Consider the following 23906-nt stretch of genomic DNA (forward strand, 5'->3'; position numbering starts at 1 on the left):
GCCTCACCGGTCGTTGCGCTTGCCGAGGTGATCTTCCCAGGCCAGAGCCGTCTCGATGATGAATTCGAGGTTGTCGTATTGCGGCTGCCAGTTCAGTTCGCGCTTGGCGACCGACGGATTGGCAACGATCATGACGGCATCGCCCGGCCGGCGGCCGGCGAGCCTGACTTCGAAGGGCTTGCCGTGGACCTTCTTGACGGTTTCCAGCACTTCGAGCACCGAGAAGCCGGTTCCATAGCCGCAATTGGCGACCAGCGAGCCGCCGCCGGCACGCATGCGCTCGAGCGCCTTGAGATGGGCATTCGCGAGGTCGCTGACATGGATGTAGTCGCGAATGCAGGTGCCGTCGGGTGTAGGGTAGTCGGTGCCGAAGACATCGATATGGCCGCGTTTGCCGAGTGCGGCTTCGCCGGCGACCTTGATCAGATGCGTCGCGCCGACGGTGGACTGGCCCGTGCGGCTGCGCGGGTCGGCGCCGGCGACGTTGAAGTAACGCAGCGCCGTATAGGTGAAATCGTGGGCAAGCGCCGTATCGCGCAGCATGATCTCGGTCATCAGTTTCGATGAGCCATACGGCGATTCGGGATTGAGCGGCTCGCTCTCGGTGACCGGCTCGGTGCCCCGGGGCGTGCCATAGACGGCGGCGGTCGAGGAGAAGACGAAATGCGGCACCTTGTATTTCACGGCCGCGGCGATCAGCGCACGGGATTTGACCGTGTTGTTTTCGTAATACATCAGCGGATTGGCCACCGATTCCGGCACGATGATCGAGCCGGCGAAATGGATGATGGCGTCGATATTGTTCTCGGTGAAGACCTTTTCGTGCAGCGTCTCGTCGGCGATGTCGCCTTCGTAGAAGCGCGCCTCGGGCGCGATGGCCCAACGGAAACCGGTCGAAAGCCGGTCGATGACAACGACATCCTGCCCTGCATCCAGCAGCGCCCAGACCATGTGGCTGCCGATATAGCCCGCGCCGCCCGTCACCAATACTGCCATCGAAAACTCCCTGGATCTGCCGAAAAGGTGGGGCCGGTCTAACTTGGAAACGCCATTTAGTAAATGTCGGCAAACGGACGTTTCCATTCCAGCCGGGAGCCGCTATCCTGACCCGCATGGACCAAATCCCTGCCGATCAGCTTCTGCCGGACGAACTCGCCGCCCTCATGCATTTCTATGCCGAGGCGGGTGTCGGCTGGCTTGGCGAGGACGAGCCGATCGACCGGTTTGCCGAATTCGTGGCTCTCAGCAGCGCGAAGAAAGAGGCTCGCACCGCTCCCGCCGCGCTGGAACAGCCGCAGCAGGCCTCCGCGGAACGGCCGAGCCGCAGGCCGGAGCGGGCCGAGGCGCGACCTGCTGCGCCACCCGCCGTGGCGATTCCAGATGCGGAAGCGGTCGAAGCGGCGGTAAGGCTGGCTGCGGCTGCAGAGTCGCCGGAAGCGCTTATCGAAGCCGTCAATGGCTTTGGCGGCTGCAATCTTCGCAACAGCGCGCGCAATACGGTGTTTGCGGGGGGAGACCTCTCTGCTCGCATCGCCGTCATTGGAGGCGTGCCCAGCGCCGATGACGACCGCGAGGGTGCTCCGTTCTCCGGCCCCGCTGGCGTCATGTTGTCGCGCATGCTGGCCGGCATCGGGCTCGATTCGGCCAGCGTGCTGTCCTTCAACCTCATTCCGTGGAGAACGCCCGGCGATCGTGCGCCGACCGTGCGGGAGGTCGAGATCTGCCTGCCGTTCGGCATGCGGCTGCTCGAACTTGTTCGGCCGCAGGCTGTGCTCGTGCTTGGCAATCTTCCGGTGCGGGTGCTTTCCAAGGCGGCCAAGGGCAGTATCCATTCGCTCAGGGGCAAATGGTTCGACATCGCTGATGTGCCCGGTTTGGCGACCTTTCATCCGCAGGAGATGATCACCGCGCCGACATGCAAAGGGCTGGCATGGCAGGATATTTTGCGGTTTCGCGCCGAGATGGACGCGCCGCCGCAGCGAGGTTAGTGCCTTGGCCTGTGGCATTTTAATCACGTTGGCGCATTTGCAAACATATGCCGCCGGACAGGGCAGGTGCGGAAAACCACAAAAACGCCGTCATTCCTACCAAAAATTCATAACTGTGACGGAAATGTGTCGGAGAATGCGTGCCACATAGTGCTGATTTTTAACGATAAAATTTATTATCTCGATTTTCCTGAAATCTCTGTGTCGACCACAAATGGGTCAACATCCATGCGCAGGATGCATGGCAGTTCAGCCTTTGCTGCGTTGCAAAAATTCGCGTTGCATCGCAATATATGACTCGGCTTGGGAGGACTTTTATTCAAGGACCAACGCCATGCGTGAAATTCATCGCCCCGTTCATTCGGGCTACGAAACCCTGAGGCTCCGCCGCGACAGACCCGGCCGCGAAGCCCACTTCAACCGTAAGGCCTTTCCGGCCAACGAACAGCTCACCGCGCTGGGATACGAAAACCGGCGTCGTCCGGACGGCCTGTTTGTACAAGGCTATTCAAGATAAGCGACGGTCTGTAAGAATTTGTAAGGTGCTGCAATGCGATTTTTTTGCAGCACCTCTGCCATTTCCCGCTATAAGAAGCGTCGCGGGAATGGATAATTGCCGCGAGCGACTTCCTTTGGCTTAACGAATGTGCAAGAGAAATGTTGCAAATTCGGACATGGGTGGGAAACCGCTCGCACAGGTAAGCGGTCTGGATGGGTTTCTCCGACAGGAGAGCCGTTCGGGCTGTCATTGCCTGCCGGAAATGGGGCTGATGCTCAAGAGCATCGCCGGAGGGAATATTGGTGACATGCGTCAAACGGCAGTGATCGGGAAACGGGCGGCGGGATTGAAGAATAGAGCAACCTTGGCTCTCGCGGCTGCCTCGCTGGCGCTGCTGGCGGGATGCGTGCCCAATAACGGCCCGCTCAGCTCGAAGGTCGTCGAGTCCGGTGCCGAAAAGACGACGACGATCGAGCAGACCAATGTGGTGTTCGATGTCATCAATGTCGATCAGCGCGTTGCCAATTCGGTCACAACGCTCGGGCAGCCATCGCTGGTGAGCACGTTTGGTTTCGGCAGCGCGCCCGGTACACCCGTGATCGGTGTCGGCGACGAGCTCAGTGTTCTTATTTTCGAAGCTGGTCCGGACGGGCTGTTCTCGACCGTCGAACGCAAATCCACTACGATTCCAGTCGTTGTCCAGCCGAACGGCCATGGCCAGATCCCCTATGCGGGTTCGATCATGTTCGCCGGCAAGACGCTCGAAGGCGCCCGGCAGGAGATTGCCCAGGCGCTCAAGGCCAAGGCCGTCGAGCCGGATGTCGTCGTCAACATCAGCAAGAATTATTCGCGCATGGTGTCGGTGCAAGGCGCCGTGAACCGGCCTGAAATGGTCGTGCTGGGCCTGTCGCCGCAGCCGCTGACCAGCGTGATTGCTGCAGCCGGCGGCCCGACCAAGGCATCATACGATACTTATGTCACGCTGACGCGCGGCAGGAAGTCTTCCACCGTCCTACTCCAGAGCGTGATCGATCGTCCGAAAGAAGACATCATGATCCGCCCGGACGACAAGATCTTCCTGACCTACGATCCGCAGACCTTCACGGCGCTCGGCAACGTTCTCAAGAACGGCAAGATTCCGTTCGAGACGAGCACGCTGACGCTGGTCGAGGCGGCCGCTCTTTCCGGCGGCGCCCGTGCCGACCTGGCCGACCCGAAGGGCTATTTCGTCTTCCGTTATGAATATGAAGTCGTCTATCGTCAGGTCGTCGGGGACAACCGCTTCCGCGATCTGATACAGCAGGGCATGGTCCCTGACAGGGAAGGCCGCTATCCGATCGTCTACAAGATCGACATGACCGACCCGCAGTCCTTTCTCGTGACGCAGAACTTCCCGGTTCGCAACAAGGACGTGCTATATCTCTCGCGGCATCCGGCGACCGATTTCATCAAGTTCGTCCAGATTATCCGCGGGCCGCTGGCCGTCGCCAGGGATGTGCAGTTGATCAACAACGCGTCTAATTAGCATGTTTCCTTGAAGCAGCTTTCTGGTCCGAACCAGGGTCGTTCACGATGAGTGCTTCGCGATCCGGCAACAAGCCGGTCTATGCGGTGACGTCGCCTGGGCTCTGGGCGCAGCGGATCGACATTGCCACCGTTCTCGACGCCACGATCCGGTTCTTTCCGGCAGTGCTGCCCTTTGCGGTCGATGGATTCGTCGGCTGGGGCGGTCGTGCATCCGGCATAAGGGCGCGGCGGCTCGCGCGGCGCTTCAGCAAGCCGGCGGTCATTCTGGAGGACGGCTTTCTGAAGAGCTACGCGCCGGGAAAGATCGAGCCGGCACATTCCTATATCGTCGATCACGGCGGCATCTATTTCGATGCCACGAGCGCGAGCGATCTCGCGGCCTTGATCGACAGGCCGATCACGCCTGAGGCCGCGACGCGGGCGCAAACGGCGATGGATTTCATCCGGCGGAACCGGATTTCCAAATACAACAATTCGCCATTGAAAGAACTGTCCGAGAGCGGGCTTCCCTCGGGCAGACCGTATGTGCTGCTTGTCGATCAGGTGGCGGGCGATGCGTCGATATCAGGGGCGCTCGCGGACGAATCGAGCTTCGCTGCCATGGTCGAGCATGCCCGGGCGCAATATCCGGATGCCATACTGGCGGCGCGCACGCATCCGGCCGCAGGCGACCGCAGTCCGATTCTGAATGTTGCGCGCGCGCTTGGCATCGAAGTCACGATCCCCGGCCGCATGAATCCCTGGCCACTGCTGGAGGGTGCCGAGGCTGTCTACACCGTGTCGAGCCAGCTTGGCTTCGAAGCGCTGATGGCGCGGAAGACCGTGCACATGTTCGGCGTCACCTACTATTCCCACCGGGGGCTGACCGAGGACCATTGCAGGGCGCCGGCGCTGCGAAATCCGGCGACGCTCGAACAGATTTTCCATGCCGCCTATATCGACTATTCGCACTATCTCGACCTCCACGACCGTCGGCCGGTCGAGATCGAACATGCGCTGGACCAGATACTGACCGTGCGCGACCAGCGCGGGCAGATCGCCAGGCGCGTCTATACCGGTGGATTGTCGCCCTGGAAGAAGCGGGCGCTCGATCCGTTCGTCGTCGGGCCTGAGGGCGGGGCGGTCCATTGCCGCAGGCTGCGCGAGGCCGTGCATCTTGCCCGAGAAAACAACGGGCAGGTGGCGCTCTGGGGTTCGAGCAAGCCGTTTCCCCGGGATGTCGCGGCGCTCAGGTTCGAGGATGGCTTCATCCGGTCGCGGGGGCTGGGTGCCAATCTTGCGCTGCCGTCGTCATTGGCCATGGATGGGGATCACGTCTATTACGACGCGCGCGGGGAAAGCCGGCTGGAGCATATCATCGCCGGCCATCCGTTCCCGCAGGAGCTCACTGACCGGGCGGCGCGGCTGGTCGCCTCGATCGTGGAAAAGGGCGTTTCCAAATACAATGTCGGCACCGATGTGCGTTTTCCCGATGTCGCCGAGGGCCGGCTGAAGATACTGGTGCCGGGCCAGGTCGAGAAGGATGCGTCGATCAAGTTCGGTTCGCCCGATGTGAAAACCAATCGCGGGCTGGTAGCTGCGGTGCGCAGGCTCTATCCCGATGCTTACCTCGCCTACAAGGAACATCCGGATGTCACATCCGGGCTGCGCTCGGGCGGCGAGATTCCTGATCAGGCCGATATCATCGTGCGCGAGGGTGACATCAAGCACTGGATCGCCTGGTGCGACAGGCTGGAAACCATGACCTCGCTTGCCGGCTTCGAGGCGCTGATCCGCAACAAGCCGGTCGGCGTGCACGGCATTCCCTTCTATGCCGGCTGGGGCCTCACCGACGACCGGATGCCGGTGCCGCGACGATCGCGGGCGATCACGATCGAGATGCTGGCGGCGGCGGCGCTGATTCTCTATCCCTTCTATGTCCACCCCCTGAGTGCCATGCCCTGCACGCCGGAGGAACTGGTCGACGAGATTGCCCTGAAGCGAAAGGTGAAGGCCTCGCTGCCCGCGCGGCTGATGCTGTGGATTTCGCAATCAATTAATCGTTCAGCCGTCAGAATACGTGATGGTCGCGGCTAACCTTCGCTGGCGGCGACGGTTGCCCCGCGTCTAAGTTCATCGCCGTGCGCTGGCGCGGATTAACCATGTTTGCCAATAGATTAGCAGAACTCCAATCGGTCGCATTTTATTCAATATCATGTAACAGAGTGCCGATACGTTGGGGCCTGCACGGTACCTGTGTGATATTGCAGCATCAGTGCCGCAGAGGGTTCGGCTCCGCCGGTTGAAAAGTGACCGCCGATATGTGTAATGAGCATTCCCAGGTGGTTTGCCGACCTCATGATGATTGAAGCAACTTAAACATGAACGCACCCATTGATTCAAACGGCCGCAACGGCGACAAAGCCCGCAAGAAGGCGAAGCCCGGTAACGGGAATTCGGCCGGGCTGATCAGCTTTCCGTTCATGCGCCGGGTGCGTCACCGTTTTCCGAACAAGGATTGCCCGCGCGTCGTGCTGCTGCAGGGTCCGGTCGGCAGCTTTTTCCGCCGCGCGCAGGAGCATATGAACGCCAATGGCTTCGATGCCTGGCGCATCAGCTTCAATGCCGGCGACCGGCTTTTTTCGCGCGGCCAGAAGACGCTCGACTTCTCGGGCAATGTCGATACCTGGCGCACCTGGTTCAATGAAATCCTGCGCGAGAACGGTTTTGATGCCGTGGTGCTGTTCGGCTCCGAACGCATCGTGCATCGCGTGGCCGTCGAATGCGCCGAGCAGATGGGCATTCCCGTCATCTGCCTCGAAGAGGGCTATATTCGTCCAGGTTTTGTGACGATGGAGATCGGCGGAAACAATTGGCGTTCGCCGATCGCGGGCCAGCTGCCGCCACCTGAATTCACATCGCCGCGCCGGGAAGGGCCGAAGCCGGTCACCACATCGGGCTCCTTCAGCGCCATGGCCTGGGCCGCGCTGCAGTATTTCACCGTTCGCGCGATGATCTCCACGCCCGGCGAGCGCAAGCTGTTCCACAAGCAGAAGCGGACGCTGCTGTCCGAGGGCTTCTACTGGGTCAAGAACTACTATCGCAAGTTCTCCCATGTCGGCCGCAACTATCACATCTCGGAGCGCCTGCTCGAACATCACGATAAGCGCTTTTATATCGTGCCGCTGCAGGTGCATGACGATACCCAGCTCGGTCGCGCCGCGAACGCCTGGAACAACCAGAAGCTCATTCTCAAGACCATCGTTTCCTTCGCGCGCAATGCGCCGTCCGATCATCAGCTGGTGTTCAAGATCCATCCGATGGAGCGTGGCCATACCCGCGACTGGCACTTCATCCGCCAGGTCAGCGCGCTGAACGACGTCAAGGATCGTGTACATGTGCTCGACGGCGGCTCGCTCAGCCTGCTGACGCGCCATTCCGCCGGCATGATCACCATCAATTCGACCTCGGGTCTCTCCGCGATCCACCATGGCGTGCCGCTCGCGGTTCTCGGCCAGGCGCTCTATCGCCATCCGGACCTCGCCTTCTGCGTCGAGCGCGGCATCGACATGGACCGCTTCTGGTCCGAGGCCTTCGTGGCCCCGGAGAAGATGCGGCACCGCTACCTGAGCTGGATCCACCACCAATGCCTCGCCGGCGGCGATTTCTACGCCAAGGACGGCATGGAGGCCGCGGTCGCAACACTCAAGGTCAAGATCGAGCAGGTTCTCGCCGACAAGGCGATGATGCTCAGCGAAACATCGGCAGAAATCGTCGGCGGCGTGTTCGATCAGGAAAAGCCCGACGCGGCGGAGTGAGATCCAGAGCATCGGGCGATTAATCTGCGACACATGAGGTTTGCCCGAAGTAGTTCCTGCAATCCCGTCGCGTGAAGAGTTCGCAGACTTTTCCGACGGCTCTTGGAAAACTAATTCTTCCAGGAGGATCTTGAAGCGCAGATCGCGGCCTTCATCGAGCATTACAGCCACCGCCGATATCACGAGAGCCTCGACAATCTCACCCCGGCCGACGTCTACTTCGGGCGCGGCCAGACCATCCGGCTCGAACGCGAGAGGATCAAACGAGACCCTTCGACAGAGCCGCTTGAACCACAACGCCAAAGCTGCTTAAATCAACCCGTGAACAGAGCCGGAAACTCCAATCCTCCAAAGACCCAAAAGTCTCAAATCATTCGATGACGGGCAGTGCCTTCACATTTTTTATGTTAGAATAAATGGCAGGCAGACGTTGCTTCTCCGCACACAGTTGTGGTGATGGCGACCCTGTAAAGCGGATGCCTAGTCTCTGGACTGTCGCATAGTGTGCATAGCACCGATGAGATCAGGAAGCCACGTGGAGGTCATCATGACGACGACGCCAACCGTATGGCAGGCAGAATTCACCGCAAATGCCGGCAACATCGCGGGGGCACAGTTTTCCCCCGTCACGATCGGCCTTATCGATAACCGATTCCTCACAATCTGGGTCGACGACACAAATAATATCGACGACGATGCGGGGACCGATATCATCGGCCAGATTTACGATGCCCAAGGCAATGCCGTGGGGGGCGCCTTTCAGCTCAATTTAGCCAATTTCCTGGATAACGAGAACGACCCTGCGATCGCCGCGCTACCCGATGGCGGCTTCGTCGTTGTCTATGAGGACAACGGTACGGGGACCGGTGGCGACGCCGCCATCCGCTTTCAGCGCTTTGACGCGAGCGGAACACCGATAACTAGTGGGACGATCGTCTCGGGAAGCATCGGCGGCGTGGTCAACTCCAATCCGTCGATTGCAGTATTCGCCAACGGCGATTTCGTGGTGAGCTATCAAGTGCTTTCAGCTGGCAACACCAACGTGTTCGCCAAGATCGTCAACGGCGCATCGAATGTCGTAGGTTCCGCGCTGACAGCCGCACAGAATAGCGCGGACGTCGATGCGAACCCAGACACTATCGTCCTGTCGAGCGGCAACTTCCTCACCGTCTACGAGGAAACTGATAGCGGTGTCGGAATAGAGGGCTTTATCACCACGACCACCGGAGCGGTTGTCACCAACGTCCAGGTGGCCAATGCAGGCACCGACCCCCATGCTGCGGCGCTCGCAGGCGGCGGGTTCGTCGTCGTCTGGCAGGATGCTGCGAACAATGGAGACATACGCGCCGAGATTCGCAGCGACGCCGGCGGGGTGGTGACGCCGGCTTTACTCGTGCAGGGGAGCGCGAACGCCGAAAACGAGCCCGAGCTCGTCGCACTCAAGGATGGCGGCTTCTTCGTCGCCTGGGACGATGACACTTTAGGCGAGTTGCGCGGCCAGCGCTTCAGCGCGACCGGCACCGTCATCGGAACAACGTTTACGATCGCCACTGGCAGCGCCATCACGGATCACGAACTCGGCCTTACGGACGACGGCCGCATTCTGGTGACGTTCAACAACACGACGGGCGAGATCTCGCAGGTGATGCTGGACCCACGCGACAATGTCATAAACGGCGATGACGGCAGCGAGACGATCACGTCGCGCATCGATGGTGCGACGGTAGACGGTAACGGCGGAGACGACACACTGATTGGACAAGGGGGGGATGATCGCCTGATCGGCGGGTTGGGCGCCGATCGTCTGTCGGGCGGAGCCGGCAACGACCGATTGATTGGAGGTCCGGACAATGACGTCCTATTTGGACAAGACGGCAAAGACTTCCTGTTCGGCGCGCGCGGCGCCGACCAACTCAATGGCGGTCGCGGCAGGGACATCATGGCAGGCAAGGAAAACAACGACACCTTCATCTTCGACGCCCGGGCGGATTCGTCGGTTGGCAATCCCGACATCATCACCGACTTCGATGATTCCGGTGGCAACGACAAGATCGACCTTTCAGCCGTCTTTGGCGGTGTACTGGTTTATCGCCACAACGGTGCTTTCACGGGAGCCGGACAGGTACGCATCAACGACATCGCCGGGCCGGACGTGCTGGTGGAAGTCAACACGCGAGGCGGTCGCGACGCCGATTTTGCAATCCGCTTGGAGGATACTAAACTCGCCAGCATGTCGGCGGGGGATTTTATCCTGTAAGCGCGGCACGCTGTTCCAACTCAACGCCCGGCCGTCAGCCGAACGACGCCCGGACGCTTGCGGATCTTCCCGCCGGGACTGACGAACCCGCTGCTTATCGGCAATTCCCGGAAGCAGTAGCGGCGGATGGAGCGACTGCTCCGGCGACGTCAGCCGCGCCGACCCCACGCAATGAAATGCCCGTTGGCGAAATCGCTGTCGGTGGCCTGCTTGGTCTTGCCGTAGCGGAAGGGCTTGCCGTCGAGATCGACGGTCATGCCGCCGGCGGCGCGGAGGACGGCATCGCCAGCTGCCGTGTCCCATTCCATGGTGCGGCCGAAGCGGGGGTAGACGTCCGCGTCGCCTTCCGCCACGAGGCAGAATTTCAGCGACGAGCCGACGGATTTGGTGGACTTGATGCCCTTCTCGGTGAGGAAGGCCTCGGTCTCGGGCGAATTGTGCGAGCGGCTGGCGACGGCGGTCAGATCCGAGGACGGCATGCGGCAGCCGATCCTGGTGCGCGATGTGACCGCGAAATTCTCATCGACCAGCAGCTTCTCGACGTTGTCCTTTTCGCCAGCCCAGGCGACGCCCTTGGCGGGTGCATAGACGATGCCGGCGACCGGCGTGCCATTCTCGATGAGCGCGATGTTGACCGTGAAATCGTCGCGCTTGTTGATGAACTCCTTGGTGCCATCGAGCGGATCGACGAGGAAGAAGCGTCCGCCTTCGACACTCGGGATGCGGCCGGCGGCGACGGATTCCTCGGCAATAACAGGGATATCCGGAAAGGCCTTGGCGAGGCCCGCGAGGATGATCGCCTCGGCGCGCTCGTCGGCTTCCGTCACCGGCGAGGCATCCTGCTTCAGCGTTACATTGGGGCCGGCGTGATAGACTTCGAGAATGGCCTTGCCGGCGGAGATCGCCACGTCTTCGAGAATCTTGAGCATCATCTCACCGCTTCTTGAGGTAGGTTTCGATCATGATCGCGAGAGCCTCGGGATCATGGCCGAGCGTGTGCAGATGCACTTCGGCGTTCTCCGGCGCTTCGTAGCCGGAACTGATGCCGGTGAAGTTCTCGATCTCGCCTGCCTGCGCCTTCTTGTAGAGGCCCTTCGGATCGCGCTTGATGCACTCTTCGAGCGGGGTATCGACAAACACCTCGACGAAATCGCCTTCGGGGAACAGGTCGCGCGCCATCCGGCGCTCCGAACGGAACGGCGAGATGAAGGAGACGATGACGATCAGGCCGGCATCGGTCATCAGCTTGGCGACTTCCGAGACGCGGCGGATGTTTTCCACGCGGTCGTCGTCGGTGAAGCCGAGGTCGCGATTCAGGCCGTGGCGGACATTGTCGCCATCGAGCATGAAGGTGTGTTTGCCCTGGGCGTGCAGCAGCTTTTCCAGAGTGTTGGCGATGGTCGATTTGCCCGAGCCGGAATAGCCGGTGAACCAGAGCACGGTCGGCTGCTGGTGCTTGAGTTCGGCGCGCGCGGTCTTGTTGACCTCCATCGCCTGCCAATGGACGTTGGATGCTCGGCGCAGCGGATGATCGATCATACCGGCGCCGACGGTGGCGTTGGTGAAGCGGTCGATCAGCACGAAGTTGCCGGTGACGCGGTTCGATTTGTATGAATCGAATGCGATCGGCGACTGCGTGGAGATGTTGCACTCGCCGACCTCGTTCATGTTGAGGTGCTTGGCGGCCTCATGCGAGAACGTGTTGATGTTGATGTGGTGCTTGAGCGTCGTGATCGTGGCGCTGACGCTGTCGACCTCGGTGCGCAGGATATAGCTGCGGCCGGGAATCATCGGCTGTGCATCGAACCAGATCACGTGCGCCTGGAACTGGTCGGCCACGTGGGGGCGGTTTTCCGGATCGACCAGCATGTCGCCGCGCGAAATATCGATCTGGTCCTCGAGAACGATGGTGACGGCCTGGCCCTCGGAGGCGCTTTTCAGGTTGCCGTCCGGCGTGACGATATCCTTGACCCTGGACTGCTGGCCGGATTTCGCGACGGTGATCCTGTCGCCCGCCTTGATCGAACCCGAAGCGATCTGGCCCGCGAAGCCGCGGAAATCGAGGTTCGGGCGGACGACATACTGGACCGGGAAGCGGAAGGCACGGCCGGCATAGTCGTTCTCGATCGGAATGGTTTCGAGATGGCCGAGCAGGGTCGGGCCGCTATACCAGGGCATTTTCGGGGAGGCCATGGTGACATTGTCGCCGAAGCGGGCCGACATCGGGATCGGCTGGATGGTGGCGAAGCCGAGATCCTTGGCGAATTCCATATAGTCGGCAACGATCGTGTCGAAGACCTCCTGGGAATGGTCCATCAGGTCGATCTTGTTGACCGCCAGCACGATGTGGCGGATGCCGAGGAGCGAGGCGATATAGGAATGGCGGCGCGTCTGGCGCAGGATGCCCTGGCGGGAGTCGACCAGCACGACGGCGAGATCAGCGGTCGAGGCGCCGGTTGCCATGTTGCGGGTATATTGCTCATGGCCGGGTGTGTCGGCGACAATGAACTTGCGCTTGGAGGTGGCGAAGAAGCGGTAGGCGACATCGATGGTGATGCCCTGTTCGCGCTCGGCCTCGAGGCCATCGACCAGCAGTGCGAAATCGATGTTCTCGCCATCGGTGCCGTGCTTGATGCTGTCGCGCTCCAGCGTCGCGAGCTGATCCTCGAAGATCAGCTTGGTGTCGTAGAGCAGGCGACCGATCAGTGTCGACTTGCCGTCGTCCACCGAGCCACAGGTCAGGAAGCGCAGCAGGGACTTCTTTTCCTGCTCGCGGAGATATTCGATCATATCGCCGGTAACGTCGGCCGGAACTGTCACGTTCATCAGAAATAACCCTCGCGCTTCTTCTTCTCCATCGACCCGGCCTCGTCCTTGTCGATCAGGCGGCCCTGGCGTTCGGAGGTGCGCGCCGTCAGCATTTCGCGCACGATGTCCTGGAGGTTGGCGGCATCGGATTCGATCGCGCCAGTCAGCGGGTAACAGCCGAGCGTGCGGAAACGCACGAGCTTGTTCTCGATCGTATCCTCGGGGCCGATCGGCATGCGCTCGTCATCGACCATGATCAGCATTCCGTCGCGCTCGACAACCGGGCGCTTGGCCGCGAAATAGAGCGGCACGATCGGGATGTCTTCCTTCATGATGTACTGCCAGATGTCGAGTTCGGTCCAGTTCGACAGCGGGAAGACGCGGATGGATTCGCCCTGGCCGACGCGGGTATTATAAGTTTTCCACATCTCGGGACGCTGGTTCTTCGGGTCCCATGTGTGCTGAGCATTGCGGAAGGAGAAGATTCGCTCCTTGGCGCGGCTCTTTTCCTCGTCGCGGCGGGCGCCGCCGAAAGCTGCGTCGAAGCCGTATTTTTCCAGCGCCTGGCGCAGGCCGAGCGTCTTCATCACATGGGTGTGGGTGTTCGATCCGTGGGTGAACGGGCCGATGCCCTGGGCGATGCCGTCCGGATTGACATGGACGAGAAGATCGATGCCGAGCTTCTTTGCCATGTCGTCGCGGAACTTGGTCATCTCCTTGAATTTCCAGGTCGTATCGACATGCAGGAAAGGGAAGGGGGGCTTGGCGGGGTAGAAGGCCTTCATCGCCAAGTGAAGCATGACCGACGAATCCTTGCCGATCGAATAGAGCATGACCGGGTTGGAGAAGCTCGCCGCCACTTCGCGGAAAATGTGAATCGATTCAGCTTCGAGACGCTGAAGATGTGTCAACGACATGATTGGGATATGCTCCGCTTTGTAGGCTCAGGCATGAAATTTGGTGTGCGTTTAGTGTCTTTGTCCCGCCAAGGCAACCTCTTTGCTGGATATGCGGCGTTTTGAGGGTGTGAAATCTTGTTCGTGTTGAAACATTCCGTGAGGCTTCGGCAACTTTGCCGAAACGTTTGAGCGAAGCGATTTCAATCATCCGGCAGGAAAATATTTCCCAGCATCAGCGCGCCTCTTTAAGGGACTCGTGGGTGCGAAAATCCGCGAGCGACGGGGCGGCTGCGCATTATGTCCTGCCGGGAAAAGTTGTTTCATGAGGTTGAAATTCAGAATAACCGGAATGGGTCCGGATCGCGGTTTTCGGAAAAATGATCTCAATCTGTCTAGTTTCGCGGCATGATTTGGCGAATTTTAGCGCAATGTGAGGGAAAAAGTGCCGCTTTTAACCGTTCGGCGAAAGTTTTTCGGGATTGCTTAAAATTTAGCTTCACATTTTTGATGAAAGCGTTATGGAATCCCCAACACGACAAGGCGACGAGTAACAGTTGCTTCAAGAAGAATAGGCGCAGAACGGGAAAAACTGCGCGCAGGGGAAAACGGATGGAGTATTTTATCCAGCAGCTCGTCAATGGGCTGACGCTTGGCTCGATTTATGGCCTGATCGCAATCGGTTACACAATGGTCTACGGCATTATCGGCATGGTCAATTTTGCCCATGGCGATATCTTCATGCTGGGCGGCTTCACGGCGCTGGTTGTGTACTTGCTGCTCACTGCGGCGATTGCGGGCTTTCCGGTGGCGCTCGCGCTGCTGATCATGATGGTCGTCGCGATGGCGGTCACCAGCCTGTGGAACTGGACAATCGAGCGAATGGCCTACCGGCCGCTGCGCGGTTCGTTCCGGCTCGCACCGCTGATCACCGCGATCGGCATGTCGATCCTGCTTTCGAACTTCGTGCAGGTCACGCAAGGGCCGCGCAACAAGTCGATTCCCGGCATGGTCACCTCGGTCTATGACGTCGGCGGGATCTCGATTTCGCTCAAGCAGATCATCATCGTCCTGATCACCGCCGTGCTGCTGACCGGCTTCTGGTATCTGGTCAACCACACCTCACTGGGACGCGCGCAAAGGGCGACGGAGCAGGATCGCAAGATGGCGGCACTGCTCGGCGTCAATGTCGACCGGACGATTTCCATCACCTTCGTCATGGGTGCGGCACTGGCCGCCGTCGCCGGCACGATGTACATGATGTACTATGGCGTCATTTCGTTCACCGACGGTTTCGTGCCGGGCGTCAAGGCGTTCACCGCAGCCGTCATGGGCGGTATCGGCTCGCTGCCGGGCGCAGTGCTCGGTGGGTTGCTGATCGGCCTGATCGAGGCGCTGTGGTCGGCCTATTTCAGCATCGACTACAAGGATGTCGCGACCTTCTCGATCCTGGCGATCGCGCTCATCTTCAAGCCTTCAGGCATCCTCGGACGCCCCGAAGTCGAAAAGGTCTAATCCAATGCAGAACAATGTGAACCCCGACCGGGCGGCCAATTCCAACCTGACCGCCTACGCCATCCGCGAATCGATTTTCGCCGGCGTCATCGCCTTCGGCCTCTTCTTCTTCTTCATCGGCCTCGAAACCACGCAGAACATCCGCAACGAGCTGATCATCGTTCCGCACTGGCTGAAGCTGGCGCTTGTCGTCGTGGCGGTGATGGTCGTCCGCTTCCTGATGATCACGACGATCCGGCCGTATTTCGAGCGGCAGAAGGCGGCGAAAGCTGCCGGACCGCAAGTCGTTTCCGAGCCCGGCTTCTTCAAGAAATACTTTACCGCGCTAATGATCGTGGTGCTGTTCCTATATCCTATACTCTGCGTTTGGCTCGCGGGCGTCCAGGGCTCATTGAAGTACGTCGATAATTTCGGCATCCAGATCCTGATCTACGTGATGCTGGCCTGGGGTCTCAACATCGTCGTCGGACTTGCCGGCTTGCTGGACCTGGGTTACGTCGCCTTCTACGCGGTGGGCGCCTATTCCTACTCGCTGCTGTCACTTCATTTCGGCTTCTCCTTCTGGATCCTGCTGCCGCTCGCCGGCATCCTGTCGGCCTTCTGGGGCGTCATCCTCGGCTTCCCCGTGCTGCGGCTCAAGGGCGACTACCTCGCGATCGTGACGCTTGCGTTCGGTGAAATCATTCGTCTCGTGCTGGTCAACTGGCGAGAGGTGACCCGTGGCGCGGCCGGTATTTCCGGCGTTGCCAAGGCGTCGATCTTCGGTATCTGGAGCTTCGACGTGGGTGCGCCGAACAACTTCGCCAAAATGTGGGATCTGCCGATGTCCTCGGCATACTACAAGATCTTCCTGTTCTATGTGATCCTGCTGCTCTGCCTGCTGACGGCCTTCGTGACGATCCGGTTGCGCCGCATGCCTGTTGGGCGCGCCTGGGAAGCGTTGCGCGAGGATGAGATCGCGTGCCGCTCGCTCGGCATCAATACGACCAACACCAAGCTGACGGCCTTCGCGATCGGCGCGATGTTTGGTGGCTTCGCGGGCTCCTTCTTCGCGGCGCGCCAGGGCTTCGTGTCGCCCGAATCCTTCGTCTTCCTGGAATCGGCGATCATCCTCGCCATCGTGGTTCTCGGCGGCATGGGTTCGCTGGTCGGTATCGCGGTCGCAGCGATCGCGATGATCGGCGGCACCGAACTGTTGCGCGAGATGTCGTTCCTCAAGCAGATATTCGGCCAGAATTTCACCCCGGAACTCTACCGCATGCTGATCTTCGGCGCTGCCATGGTCATCATCATGGTCTGGAAGCCCCGCGGCTTCGTGGGCAGCCGAGAACCGACGGCGTTCCTGTTCGCACGCAAGAACGTGTCGGGCAGTTTCACCAAGGAAGGCCATGGCTGACGGGCAAGGGACAATGACGACAATGAACAAGAAACCCATGCTCCAGGTGGAGCACCTGTCGATGAAGTTCGGCGGCCTGATGGCGATCAACGATCTGACCTTCGAGGCCTATGAAGGTGACATCACGGCGCTGATCGGCCCGAACGGCGCCGGCAAGACCACGGTCTTCAATTGCATCACCGGCTTTTACAAGCCGACGATGGGCATGATCCGCTTCGAGAACGAGGGCAAGATCTTCCAGCTCGAACAGATGCCGGATTTCAAGATCACGGCGCATGCCAAGGTGGCGCGCACGTTCCAGAACATCCGGTTGTTCTCCGGCATGACGGTGCTCGAAAATCTGCTCGTCGCGCAGCACAACAAGCTGATGAAGGCTTCGGGCTTCACGGTTCTCGGCCTGCTCGGCATCGGCACCTATTACAAGGAAAGCCGCGAGGCGATCGAGACCGCGCGCTTCTGGCTCGAAAAGGCCGATCTTATCGACCGCGCAGACGATCCGGCCGGTGACCTGCCCTATGGCGCCCAGCGCCGGCTTGAGATCGCGCGTGCCATGTGCACGGGGCCGAAGATGCTCTGCCTCGATGAGCCCGCCGCCGGCCTCAACCCGCGCGAATCCCAGGTTCTGAACACCCTGCTTCGCGCGATCCGCCAGGAGACAGGTACATCCATCCTGCTCATTGAGCACGACATGTCGGTGGTCATGGAAATCTCCGACCATATCGTGGTGCTCGAATACGGCCAGAAGATTTCCGATGGCAACCCGGACCACGTGAAGAACGATCCCAAGGTCATCGCCGCCTATCTCGGCGTCGACGACGAACAAGAAGCACTCAAGATCGTGGAAGGCAATATCTGATGTCCCAGCCTCTCCTCAAGGTACAGGGTGTCGAAGCCTTTTACGGCAATATCCGCGCACTCGGCGGCGTCGATGTCGACGTCAACGAAGGCGAGATCGTTTGCCTGATCGGCGCCAATGGCGCCGGCAAATCGACGCTGATGATGACGATCTGCGGCAGCCCGCAGGCGCGCACGGGGAGCGTAACCTTCCAGGGCCGCGACATCACCCGCATGCCGACCCACGAGATTGCCCGGCTCCGGATCGCGCAGTCGCCGGAGGGACGTCGCATCTTCCCGCGCATGACGGTACACGAAAACCTGCAGATGGGCGCGTCTCTCGACAACCAGAAGCATTTCGACGAGGACGTGGAAAAGATCTTCACGCTCTTTCCCCGTCTGAAGGAACGCCAGGCGCAGCGCGGCGGCACACTTTCGGGCGGCGAACAGCAGATGCTGTCGATCGGCCGCGCGCTGATGGCGCGTCCCAAGCTGCTGATGCTGGACGAGCCGTCGCTGGGTCTCGCGCCGCTGATTTCCAAGCAGATCTTCGAGGCGATCGGCAGGCTCAACAAGACCGAGGGGCTGACCGTCTTCCTCGTCGAGCAGAACGCATTCGCGGCACTTCGCCTCGCGCACCGTGGCTACGTGATGGTCAACGGGTTGGTGACGATGAGCGGAACCGGCCAGGAACTGCTCGCCAATCCGGAAGTGCGCGCCGCCTATCTCGAAGGCGCCCACCATTAAGATTATTTCGCGGAACCGCTTGCGCTTGAGGCGCAAAGGAATAGATTTCCGCGCGAAGGAGCTTTGAAATGTTGCAGGGAATTCTGCATGAGGAGCCAAGTTTCGGGGCCTTCGTCATGATCTCCATCCTGATCGGGGGCTGGACGGCGTGGCGGACCGGCAAGAGCGTGGCCGACGGCTGGGGCGAAATCGTCCCGCATGTCGTGATCTACGTCCTGCTGCTCGGCATCGGTATCCGCTTCATCCATCATGCGCTGTTCAACGGCACGATGTTCTCGCTACAATACTATATAATCGACACCGTCATACTGATGGTCTTCGCACTACTTGGCTTCCGCTATACGCGCGCCAAGCAGATGTCGACGAAGTACTACTGGCTTTATGAGAAGGCGGGTCCCTTCTCATGGAAGAAAAAGAGTGTTTGACAAGTTTCCATCGCCTATGAACAGATAGGCGCAAGGGGAATACTCCCTGGTCCAACAGGCGGGCGGACCAGGGGAGGAAAGGGAACAAGCCCGCCTCAATTTGGGAGTTAAAAAATGAAGAAGATGCTTCTCTCAGCCGTGGCTCTTACCGCCATGGTTGCGTTTGGCGGTTCCGCCTGGGCCGACATTCTGATCGGCGTCGCGGGTCCGTTGACTGGCCCGAACGCCGCTTTCGGCGCTCAGCTCCAGAAGGGTGCCGAACAGGCCGCCGCAGACCTCAATGCCGCTGGCGGCATCAATGGCGAGCAGGTCAAGATCGTGCTCGGCGACGACGTCTCCGACCCGAAGCAGGGTATCTCGGTCGCCAACAAGTTCGTCGGTGACGGCGTGAAGTTCGTGGTCGGCCACTTCAACTCGGGCGTTTCGATCCCGGCTTCGGAAGTCTACGCCGAAAACGGCATCTTCCAGATCACACCGGCTTCGACCAACCCGAACTTCACCGAGCGCGGCCTGTGGAACACGTTCCGTACCTGCGGCCGTGACGACCAGCAGGGCGCTGTTGCCGGTCAGTACATCGCCGACAAGTTCAAGGACGCCAAAGTAGCCGTCGTTCACGACAAGACCCCGTATGGTCAGGGCCTTGCCGACGAAACCAAGAAGGCAATGAACGGCCTCGGCATCACCGAAGTCATCTATGAAGGCATCACCCCGGGTGAAAAGGACTACTCGGCTCTCATCGCCAAGATGAAGGACGCAGGCGTCTCGGTCGTCTATTTCGGCGGCCTGCACACCGAAGCTGGTCTCATCATGCGCCAGATGGCCGACCAGGGCCTCAAGGCTACCCTGATGTCCGGCGACGGCATCACCTCCAACGAACTGGCTTCGATCGCCGGCGACGCCGTCAACGGCACGCTGATGACCTTCCCGCCGGATCCGCGTAACAACCCGAACGCTGCAGACGCCGTCAAGAAGTTCCGCGACGCGGGCTTCGAGCCGGAAGCCTACACGCTCTACTCCTACGCTGCCGTTCAGATCATTGCCGAAGCCGCCAAGGCTGCTGGCGACATCGATCCGATGAAGGTTGCTGAAGCTGCCAAGGCCAAGGGTCCGTTCAAGACCGTTATCGGCGACATCGGCTTCGACACCAAGGGCGACATCACCCGTCCCGACTACACCATGTATGAGTGGAAGAAGGGCGAAGACGGCAAGTACAACTATTTCGAAATCGGCCTGAAGTAAGCCGAATTTGAATAGATGAAATGGAGCTCGGTGCGCAAGCGCCGGGCTTTTTTTGTGTTGGCTAGAATATTATCCCTCAGCAGTAAGCGCTGTCATGCTCGCACCATGACTATGATGCCCAATACCGCTTGGGATACTTGTGTTATGTCTGCGAAAGCACATTGCGCCAGAAGTTGCCTTGCCCCGCTGGCAAATCGATCCGAGCATAACCAATGTGCAGCCTCATTGACCTTGGCCGCCAAGGCAATCAAGCAGCCTTAAATGCCCGAATTTGCATTTCCTCCCAACGGGACATTACCTTTTCATTGAAACGGCCGCTGTTGTAAGTCACGCGAGAAAATTCGTCGATTTCGAAAATATCGTCCCTGGCAGCGACTGCATTGGAAAATCGGGGAGATATGAACCTGAGTTGATTATCATGATCCACGTGCTGATCGAAAGTGAACATCGCGTAGCAATAGTTATCGAAGCTCTCAAAGGCCGAAAAATCGGTCGCTTGACATGCTTCCAACGTCATGGCCGGCGTGTAAAATGGGGTTTGAACAATCCGACGCTGCGTATCGATCTCTTGTGCCGCCAAGCGAGGGGGCTCAATGGGAGTAATCGCCCCGACCTCCTTGAGGATGCTGGCGCTCCATTCCCACTTGCTCGTGAATCTGTGATCAAACACTCCGAGTGGTGTCGTCTCTTCGTTCGCAAGCCAACTTAAAAATGATCGATCCACTTCTATCATTACGTAGACGTCGTAAAGGAATTCGTAGATCAGGGCGGCGACTGGGGCGTTTCGAACACTGGTTTTGGACATGGAATTGAATATACGGGCTCAGCTGCCCTGCGCAACTATATAGTGCATTCATGAGCTATCTAAAGTTAACGCTCTCGTTCGCGATGCTGCGACCAGACGGCAGGCATGCCAAGCATTTTCGGTGCAAAAGAAAGGCGGGCCTCGCGACCCGCCTCCTTTATCCGACTAATCCCGAAGCTTACTTGCTCGCCGCGTCGGTGATTTCGGTCGTGTAGGCGCCTTCCGGCTTCTTGGCGATGATCTTCTGGTCGAGCAGCGCCTTCTCCGTCCGTTCATAAAGCGCGATGTCGAGCTTGCCGTCGGGCTCGCCGATCAGCTTGGCGACTTCGCCCATCATGCGCTTCTGGTGGTTCTCGTCCTGGCCGCCATTGTCCATGACGATCGCGGCTGCCTCATCGGGATTGTCGATAGCGTATTTCCAGCCTTCCATCGAAGCCTTGACGAACTTGACCATCTTTTCCTTGAAGGCCGCGTCCTTGAGCTTGTCTTCCATGGCGTAGAGGCCGTCTTCCATCAGGTCGTTGCCCATGGCCGAATAGTTGAAGACGACGAGGTCTTCGGCCTTGTAGCCGGCGTCGATCAGCTGCCAGTATTCGTTATAGGTCATGACCGAGATGCAGTCGGCCTGCTTCTGGATCAGCGGCTGAACGTCGAAGGACTGCTTGAGGACGGTTACGCCATCGGCGCCGCCTTCGGTCTTGAGGCCGAGCTTGTTCATCCAGGCGTAGAAGGGATATTCGTTGCCGAAGAACCAGACGCCGAGCGTCTTGCCCTTGAAATCGGCTTCGGTCTTGACCGGGCCATCCTTGGGGCAGACGAGTTCCATGCCGGCCTTCTTGAAAGGCTGGGCGATGTTGACGAGGCCGACGCCCTTTTCGCGGGCGGCGAGCGCGCCACCGGCCCAGTCGACGATCACATCGGCGCCACCGCCGGCGATGACCTGCTCGGGCGCGATATCCGGGCCACCCGGCTTGATCTCGACATCGAGGCCGGCCTTCTCGTAAAGCCCCTTGTCCTTGGCGACGAAGTAGCCGGCGAACTGCGCCTGTGCGACCCATTTCAGCTGCAGCACGACCTTGTCGGCGGCGAGCGCCGAACCAGCCATCAGCGACATGGCCAGAGCGAGAGTGACTTTCATTGTTTTCCTCATTTTTTATTCCCCTGTTGTTAAGGCGGCCATCAAGAGCGGTATGATGGATGCCAGAAGGTTGTGGCGCGCTCGAGAAGTGCGATAGCGCCATAGAACAACGACCCGACAAGGGCTGCAAGAGCTATTTCAGCCCAGACCATGTCGAGGTTCATCCGACCCACTTCGGTCGAGATTCTAAAGCCCATGCCGACCACCGGCGTGCCGAAAAATTCGGACACCAGCGCGCCGATCAGGGCAAGCGTGGAATTGATCTTCAATGCATTGAAGATGAAAGGCATGGCGGCGGGCAGGCGCAACTTGACCAGCGTCTGCCAGTGGCCGGCGTTGTAGGTTTGCATCAGGTCGCGTTCCATGCGGCCGGCAGTCTTGAGGCCCTCGATCGTGTTGACCAGCATCGGGAAGAAGGTCATCACGATCACCACCGCTGCCTTGGACTGCCAGTCGAAGCCGAACCAGATGACCATGATCGGCGCCACGCCGATGATCGGCAGCGCGGAGACGAGATTGCCGATCGGCAGCAGGCCATTGGAGAGGAAACGGAACCGATCGGCCAGCACCGCGACGAGGAAGCCGGCGCCGGAGCCGACGAAGAAGCCGAACAGCACGGCCTTCAGCACCGTCTGACGGAAGTCCGCGGCGAGGATCGGTATCGACGAGACGATGCGGACGCCGATGGCCGACGGCGGCGGCAGCAGAACGAAGGGCACGCCCGCACCACGGGTGATGGCTTCCCACAGGATAAGGATCCAGACCCCGAAGATCGCGGGCACGATGACACGGCCAACAATGGCGCCGCCGGCGTTCCTGCGGCCGCCGCCCGACAGGATCGTAACCAGTCGCCAGGCCAGCAGCCAGCAGGCGGCAAGTGCTGCAAAGAAGCTCCAGCCCGCGGTTCCCTCGGCGCCGGCGACCGTGCCGATCAGCATGAGCACCGCGAGGTGCACCATGATGCCGAGGCCGATTGCCGTGATATTGCGGTCGGCACCTGACGAGGCAAAAGCGACCGAGGCGGCGATCAAGAGGAGGACGAGCGCAGTGACCAGTACCGAGGCCGTGCTTGTCAGCGGCAGGGTTATCAGGCCGACGATCAGTGCGATCGCGGCAAGTATGGATTGCCAATTCGGCTTGAAAGAAATCATTCCGGTCGCGCTCCCATGCTCATGCCGACAAGCTTGGCGGCGATATCGACGATCGTGACCAGCAGCACCGCGACGATGGAGCCGGCGATCAGCGCCGCCCAGACATCGATGGTCTGGCTGTAGTAGGAGCCCGCGAGCAGCTTGGAGCCGATGCCGGCGACAGCGCCGGTCGGGAGTTCACCGACGATCGCGCCGACCAGGCTTGCCGCCACGGCCACCTTGATCGAGGTGAAGAAGAAGGGGATCGAAGCCGGCACGCGCAGCTTCCAGAAGGTCTGCCATTTCGTGGCATTGTAGGTATGCACGAGATCGAGATGCATGACCTCCGGCGATCTCAACCCCTTCACCATGCCAACGGCGACGGGGAAGAAGGAGAGGTAGGTCGATATCAGCGCCTTGGGCAAGATACCTGTTATGTTGACCGCCGCCAGCACCACCACGATCATCGGCGCGATGGCGAGGATGGGTATGGTCTGCGACGCGATGATCCAGGGCAGGAAGGATTTGTCGAGCGCCGGCACGTGCACGATGCCGACCGCGATCACCACGCCGAGGATCGTACCCATGGCAAATCCCAGCAAGGTCGACGAGAGCGTCACCCATGCATGGTAGACGAGGCTGCGCGCCGACCAGGGCTTTACGGTGAAGATGTTCTTGTAGAGGTTCTCGACCACCTGGTGTGGTGCGGGCATGGTGGGCTTCGGCTGCGAGAGCGTTTTCGCCACCAGTTCGGACATGGTCGACGTGACGCCGTCGCGCTTGTCCTGGTCGCGCTGGAATGGTGCGTTCATGAGGATCGCGGCGAGGTACCACGCGACGATGATGATCGCCGTGATGGTCAGGACCGGAAAGATCTTGTCGCGCGCCTTGGCCGGACTGCTCAT

The 23906-nt window shown here is 60.0% G+C and carries 20 protein-coding genes and 1 pseudogene; 13 read left to right on the forward strand and 8 right to left on the reverse strand.

The window, feature by feature from the left end; all coding sequences use genetic code 11:
- Positions 1 to 3 precede the first annotated feature (3 nt).
- On the reverse strand, positions 4 to 996 hold the full coding sequence (gene galE, locus ACSQ26_RS02815; protein WP_436006072.1) for a UDP-glucose 4-epimerase GalE: 993 nt from the start codon (positions 994 to 996) through the stop codon (positions 4 to 6).
- A gap of 116 nt (positions 997 to 1112) precedes the next feature.
- Here galE and ACSQ26_RS02820 point away from each other — a divergent pair, with 116 nt between their 5' ends.
- The 7 genes and pseudogenes from ACSQ26_RS02820 to ACSQ26_RS02850 all read left to right on the forward strand — a co-directional run bounded on the left by ACSQ26_RS02820 (position 1113) and on the right by ACSQ26_RS02850 (position 10068).
- Entirely contained in the window at positions 1113 to 1988 is an 876-nt protein-coding gene (locus ACSQ26_RS02820) for a uracil-DNA glycosylase (protein ID WP_436006074.1), read from the forward strand.
- A gap of 334 nt (positions 1989 to 2322) precedes the next feature.
- Entirely contained in the window at positions 2323 to 2505 is a 183-nt protein-coding gene (locus ACSQ26_RS02825; protein WP_436006076.1) for a hypothetical protein, read from the forward strand.
- A 328-nt stretch (positions 2506 to 2833) separates the two neighbouring features.
- Positions 2834 to 4012 carry a polysaccharide biosynthesis/export family protein gene (locus tag ACSQ26_RS02830; protein ID WP_436006078.1) on the forward strand — a complete coding sequence of 393 codons (1179 nt, stop codon included), beginning with the start codon at positions 2834 to 2836 and terminating at the stop codon, positions 4010 to 4012.
- A gap of 47 nt (positions 4013 to 4059) precedes the next feature.
- Entirely contained in the window at positions 4060 to 6090 is a 2031-nt protein-coding gene (locus tag ACSQ26_RS02835) for a capsular polysaccharide biosynthesis protein (RefSeq protein WP_436006080.1), read from the forward strand.
- A gap of 284 nt (positions 6091 to 6374) precedes the next feature.
- Positions 6375 to 7811 (forward strand): capsular polysaccharide export protein, LipB/KpsS family, encoded by a 1437-nt coding sequence (locus ACSQ26_RS02840; RefSeq protein WP_436006082.1) that lies wholly within the window; start codon positions 6375 to 6377, stop codon positions 7809 to 7811.
- Positions 7812 to 7937: 126 nt separating this feature from the next.
- A pseudogene (locus ACSQ26_RS02845) lies at positions 7938 to 8124 on the forward strand (IS3 family transposase); the annotation flags it as partial.
- A 234-nt stretch (positions 8125 to 8358) separates the two neighbouring features.
- Positions 8359 to 10068, forward strand: a complete 1710-nt coding sequence (locus ACSQ26_RS02850; protein ID WP_436006084.1) for a calcium-binding protein — start codon at positions 8359 to 8361, stop codon at positions 10066 to 10068.
- 149 nt (positions 10069 to 10217) lie between these two features.
- Here the strand turns inward: ACSQ26_RS02850 and cysQ are convergent, their stop codons facing one another.
- Genes cysQ through cysD form a run of 3 tightly spaced genes read right to left on the reverse strand, consistent with a single transcriptional unit; the run spans position 10218 to position 13793 of the window.
- A complete protein-coding gene (cysQ, locus tag ACSQ26_RS02855; RefSeq protein ID WP_436015072.1) occupies positions 10218 to 10997 on the reverse strand; it encodes a 3'(2'),5'-bisphosphate nucleotidase CysQ in 780 nt (259 codons plus the stop codon).
- A gap of 4 nt (positions 10998 to 11001) precedes the next feature.
- Complete coding sequence (cysN, locus tag ACSQ26_RS02860; RefSeq protein ID WP_436006086.1) at positions 11002 to 12894, reverse strand: sulfate adenylyltransferase subunit CysN; 1893 nt, start codon at positions 12892 to 12894, stop codon at positions 11002 to 11004.
- A complete protein-coding gene (cysD, locus tag ACSQ26_RS02865) occupies positions 12894 to 13793 on the reverse strand; it encodes a sulfate adenylyltransferase subunit CysD (protein ID WP_258158020.1) in 900 nt (299 codons plus the stop codon). The genes cysN and cysD overlap by 1 nt, the downstream gene beginning before the upstream one ends.
- Before the next feature lie 591 nt (positions 13794 to 14384).
- Between cysD and ACSQ26_RS02870 the strand changes: the two genes are divergently transcribed.
- The 6 genes from ACSQ26_RS02870 (at position 14385) to ACSQ26_RS02895 (ending at position 19928) form a co-directional block, all read left to right on the forward strand.
- Positions 14385 to 15287 (forward strand): branched-chain amino acid ABC transporter permease, encoded by a 903-nt coding sequence (locus tag ACSQ26_RS02870; protein WP_436006088.1) that lies wholly within the window; start codon positions 14385 to 14387, stop codon positions 15285 to 15287.
- A gap of 4 nt (positions 15288 to 15291) precedes the next feature.
- Positions 15292 to 16683 (forward strand): high-affinity branched-chain amino acid ABC transporter permease LivM, encoded by a 1392-nt coding sequence (gene livM, locus ACSQ26_RS02875; RefSeq protein ID WP_436006090.1) that lies wholly within the window; start codon positions 15292 to 15294, stop codon positions 16681 to 16683.
- Between the two features lie 13 nt (positions 16684 to 16696).
- On the forward strand, positions 16697 to 17539 hold the full coding sequence (locus ACSQ26_RS02880; RefSeq protein ID WP_436006092.1) for an ABC transporter ATP-binding protein: 843 nt from the start codon (positions 16697 to 16699) through the stop codon (positions 17537 to 17539).
- Positions 17539 to 18264, forward strand: a complete 726-nt coding sequence (locus ACSQ26_RS02885; protein WP_436006094.1) for an ABC transporter ATP-binding protein — start codon at positions 17539 to 17541, stop codon at positions 18262 to 18264. The genes ACSQ26_RS02880 and ACSQ26_RS02885 overlap by 1 nt, the downstream gene beginning before the upstream one ends.
- Before the next feature lie 71 nt (positions 18265 to 18335).
- Positions 18336 to 18689 (forward strand): DUF6867 family protein, encoded by a 354-nt coding sequence (locus ACSQ26_RS02890; RefSeq protein WP_436015074.1) that lies wholly within the window; start codon positions 18336 to 18338, stop codon positions 18687 to 18689.
- Between the two features lie 114 nt (positions 18690 to 18803).
- Complete coding sequence (locus ACSQ26_RS02895; protein WP_436006096.1) at positions 18804 to 19928, forward strand: branched-chain amino acid ABC transporter substrate-binding protein; 1125 nt, start codon at positions 18804 to 18806, stop codon at positions 19926 to 19928.
- Positions 19929 to 20175: 247 nt separating this feature from the next.
- Here ACSQ26_RS02895 and ACSQ26_RS02900 read toward each other — a convergent pair whose 3' ends face one another.
- The 4 genes from ACSQ26_RS02900 to ACSQ26_RS02915 form a co-directional block, all read right to left on the reverse strand.
- Positions 20176 to 20661: a hypothetical protein gene (locus ACSQ26_RS02900; protein WP_436006098.1), complete on the reverse strand. Its 486-nt coding sequence runs from the start codon at positions 20659 to 20661 to the stop codon at positions 20176 to 20178.
- A 250-nt stretch (positions 20662 to 20911) separates the two neighbouring features.
- Positions 20912 to 21883: an ABC transporter substrate-binding protein gene (locus tag ACSQ26_RS02905; RefSeq protein WP_436006100.1), complete on the reverse strand. Its 972-nt coding sequence runs from the start codon at positions 21881 to 21883 to the stop codon at positions 20912 to 20914.
- Positions 21884 to 21912: 29 nt separating this feature from the next.
- Positions 21913 to 23022 carry an ABC transporter permease gene (locus tag ACSQ26_RS02910; protein ID WP_436006102.1) on the reverse strand — a complete coding sequence of 370 codons (1110 nt, stop codon included), beginning with the start codon at positions 23020 to 23022 and terminating at the stop codon, positions 21913 to 21915.
- Entirely contained in the window at positions 23019 to 23906 is an 888-nt protein-coding gene (locus ACSQ26_RS02915; RefSeq protein ID WP_436006104.1) for an ABC transporter permease, read from the reverse strand. Before ACSQ26_RS02915 ends, ACSQ26_RS02910 begins: the two co-directional genes overlap by 4 nt.

Source organism: Rhizobium sp. LjRoot254 (assembly GCF_964254105.1).
Classification (GTDB): Bacteria; Pseudomonadota; Alphaproteobacteria; order Rhizobiales; family Rhizobiaceae; genus Rhizobium_E.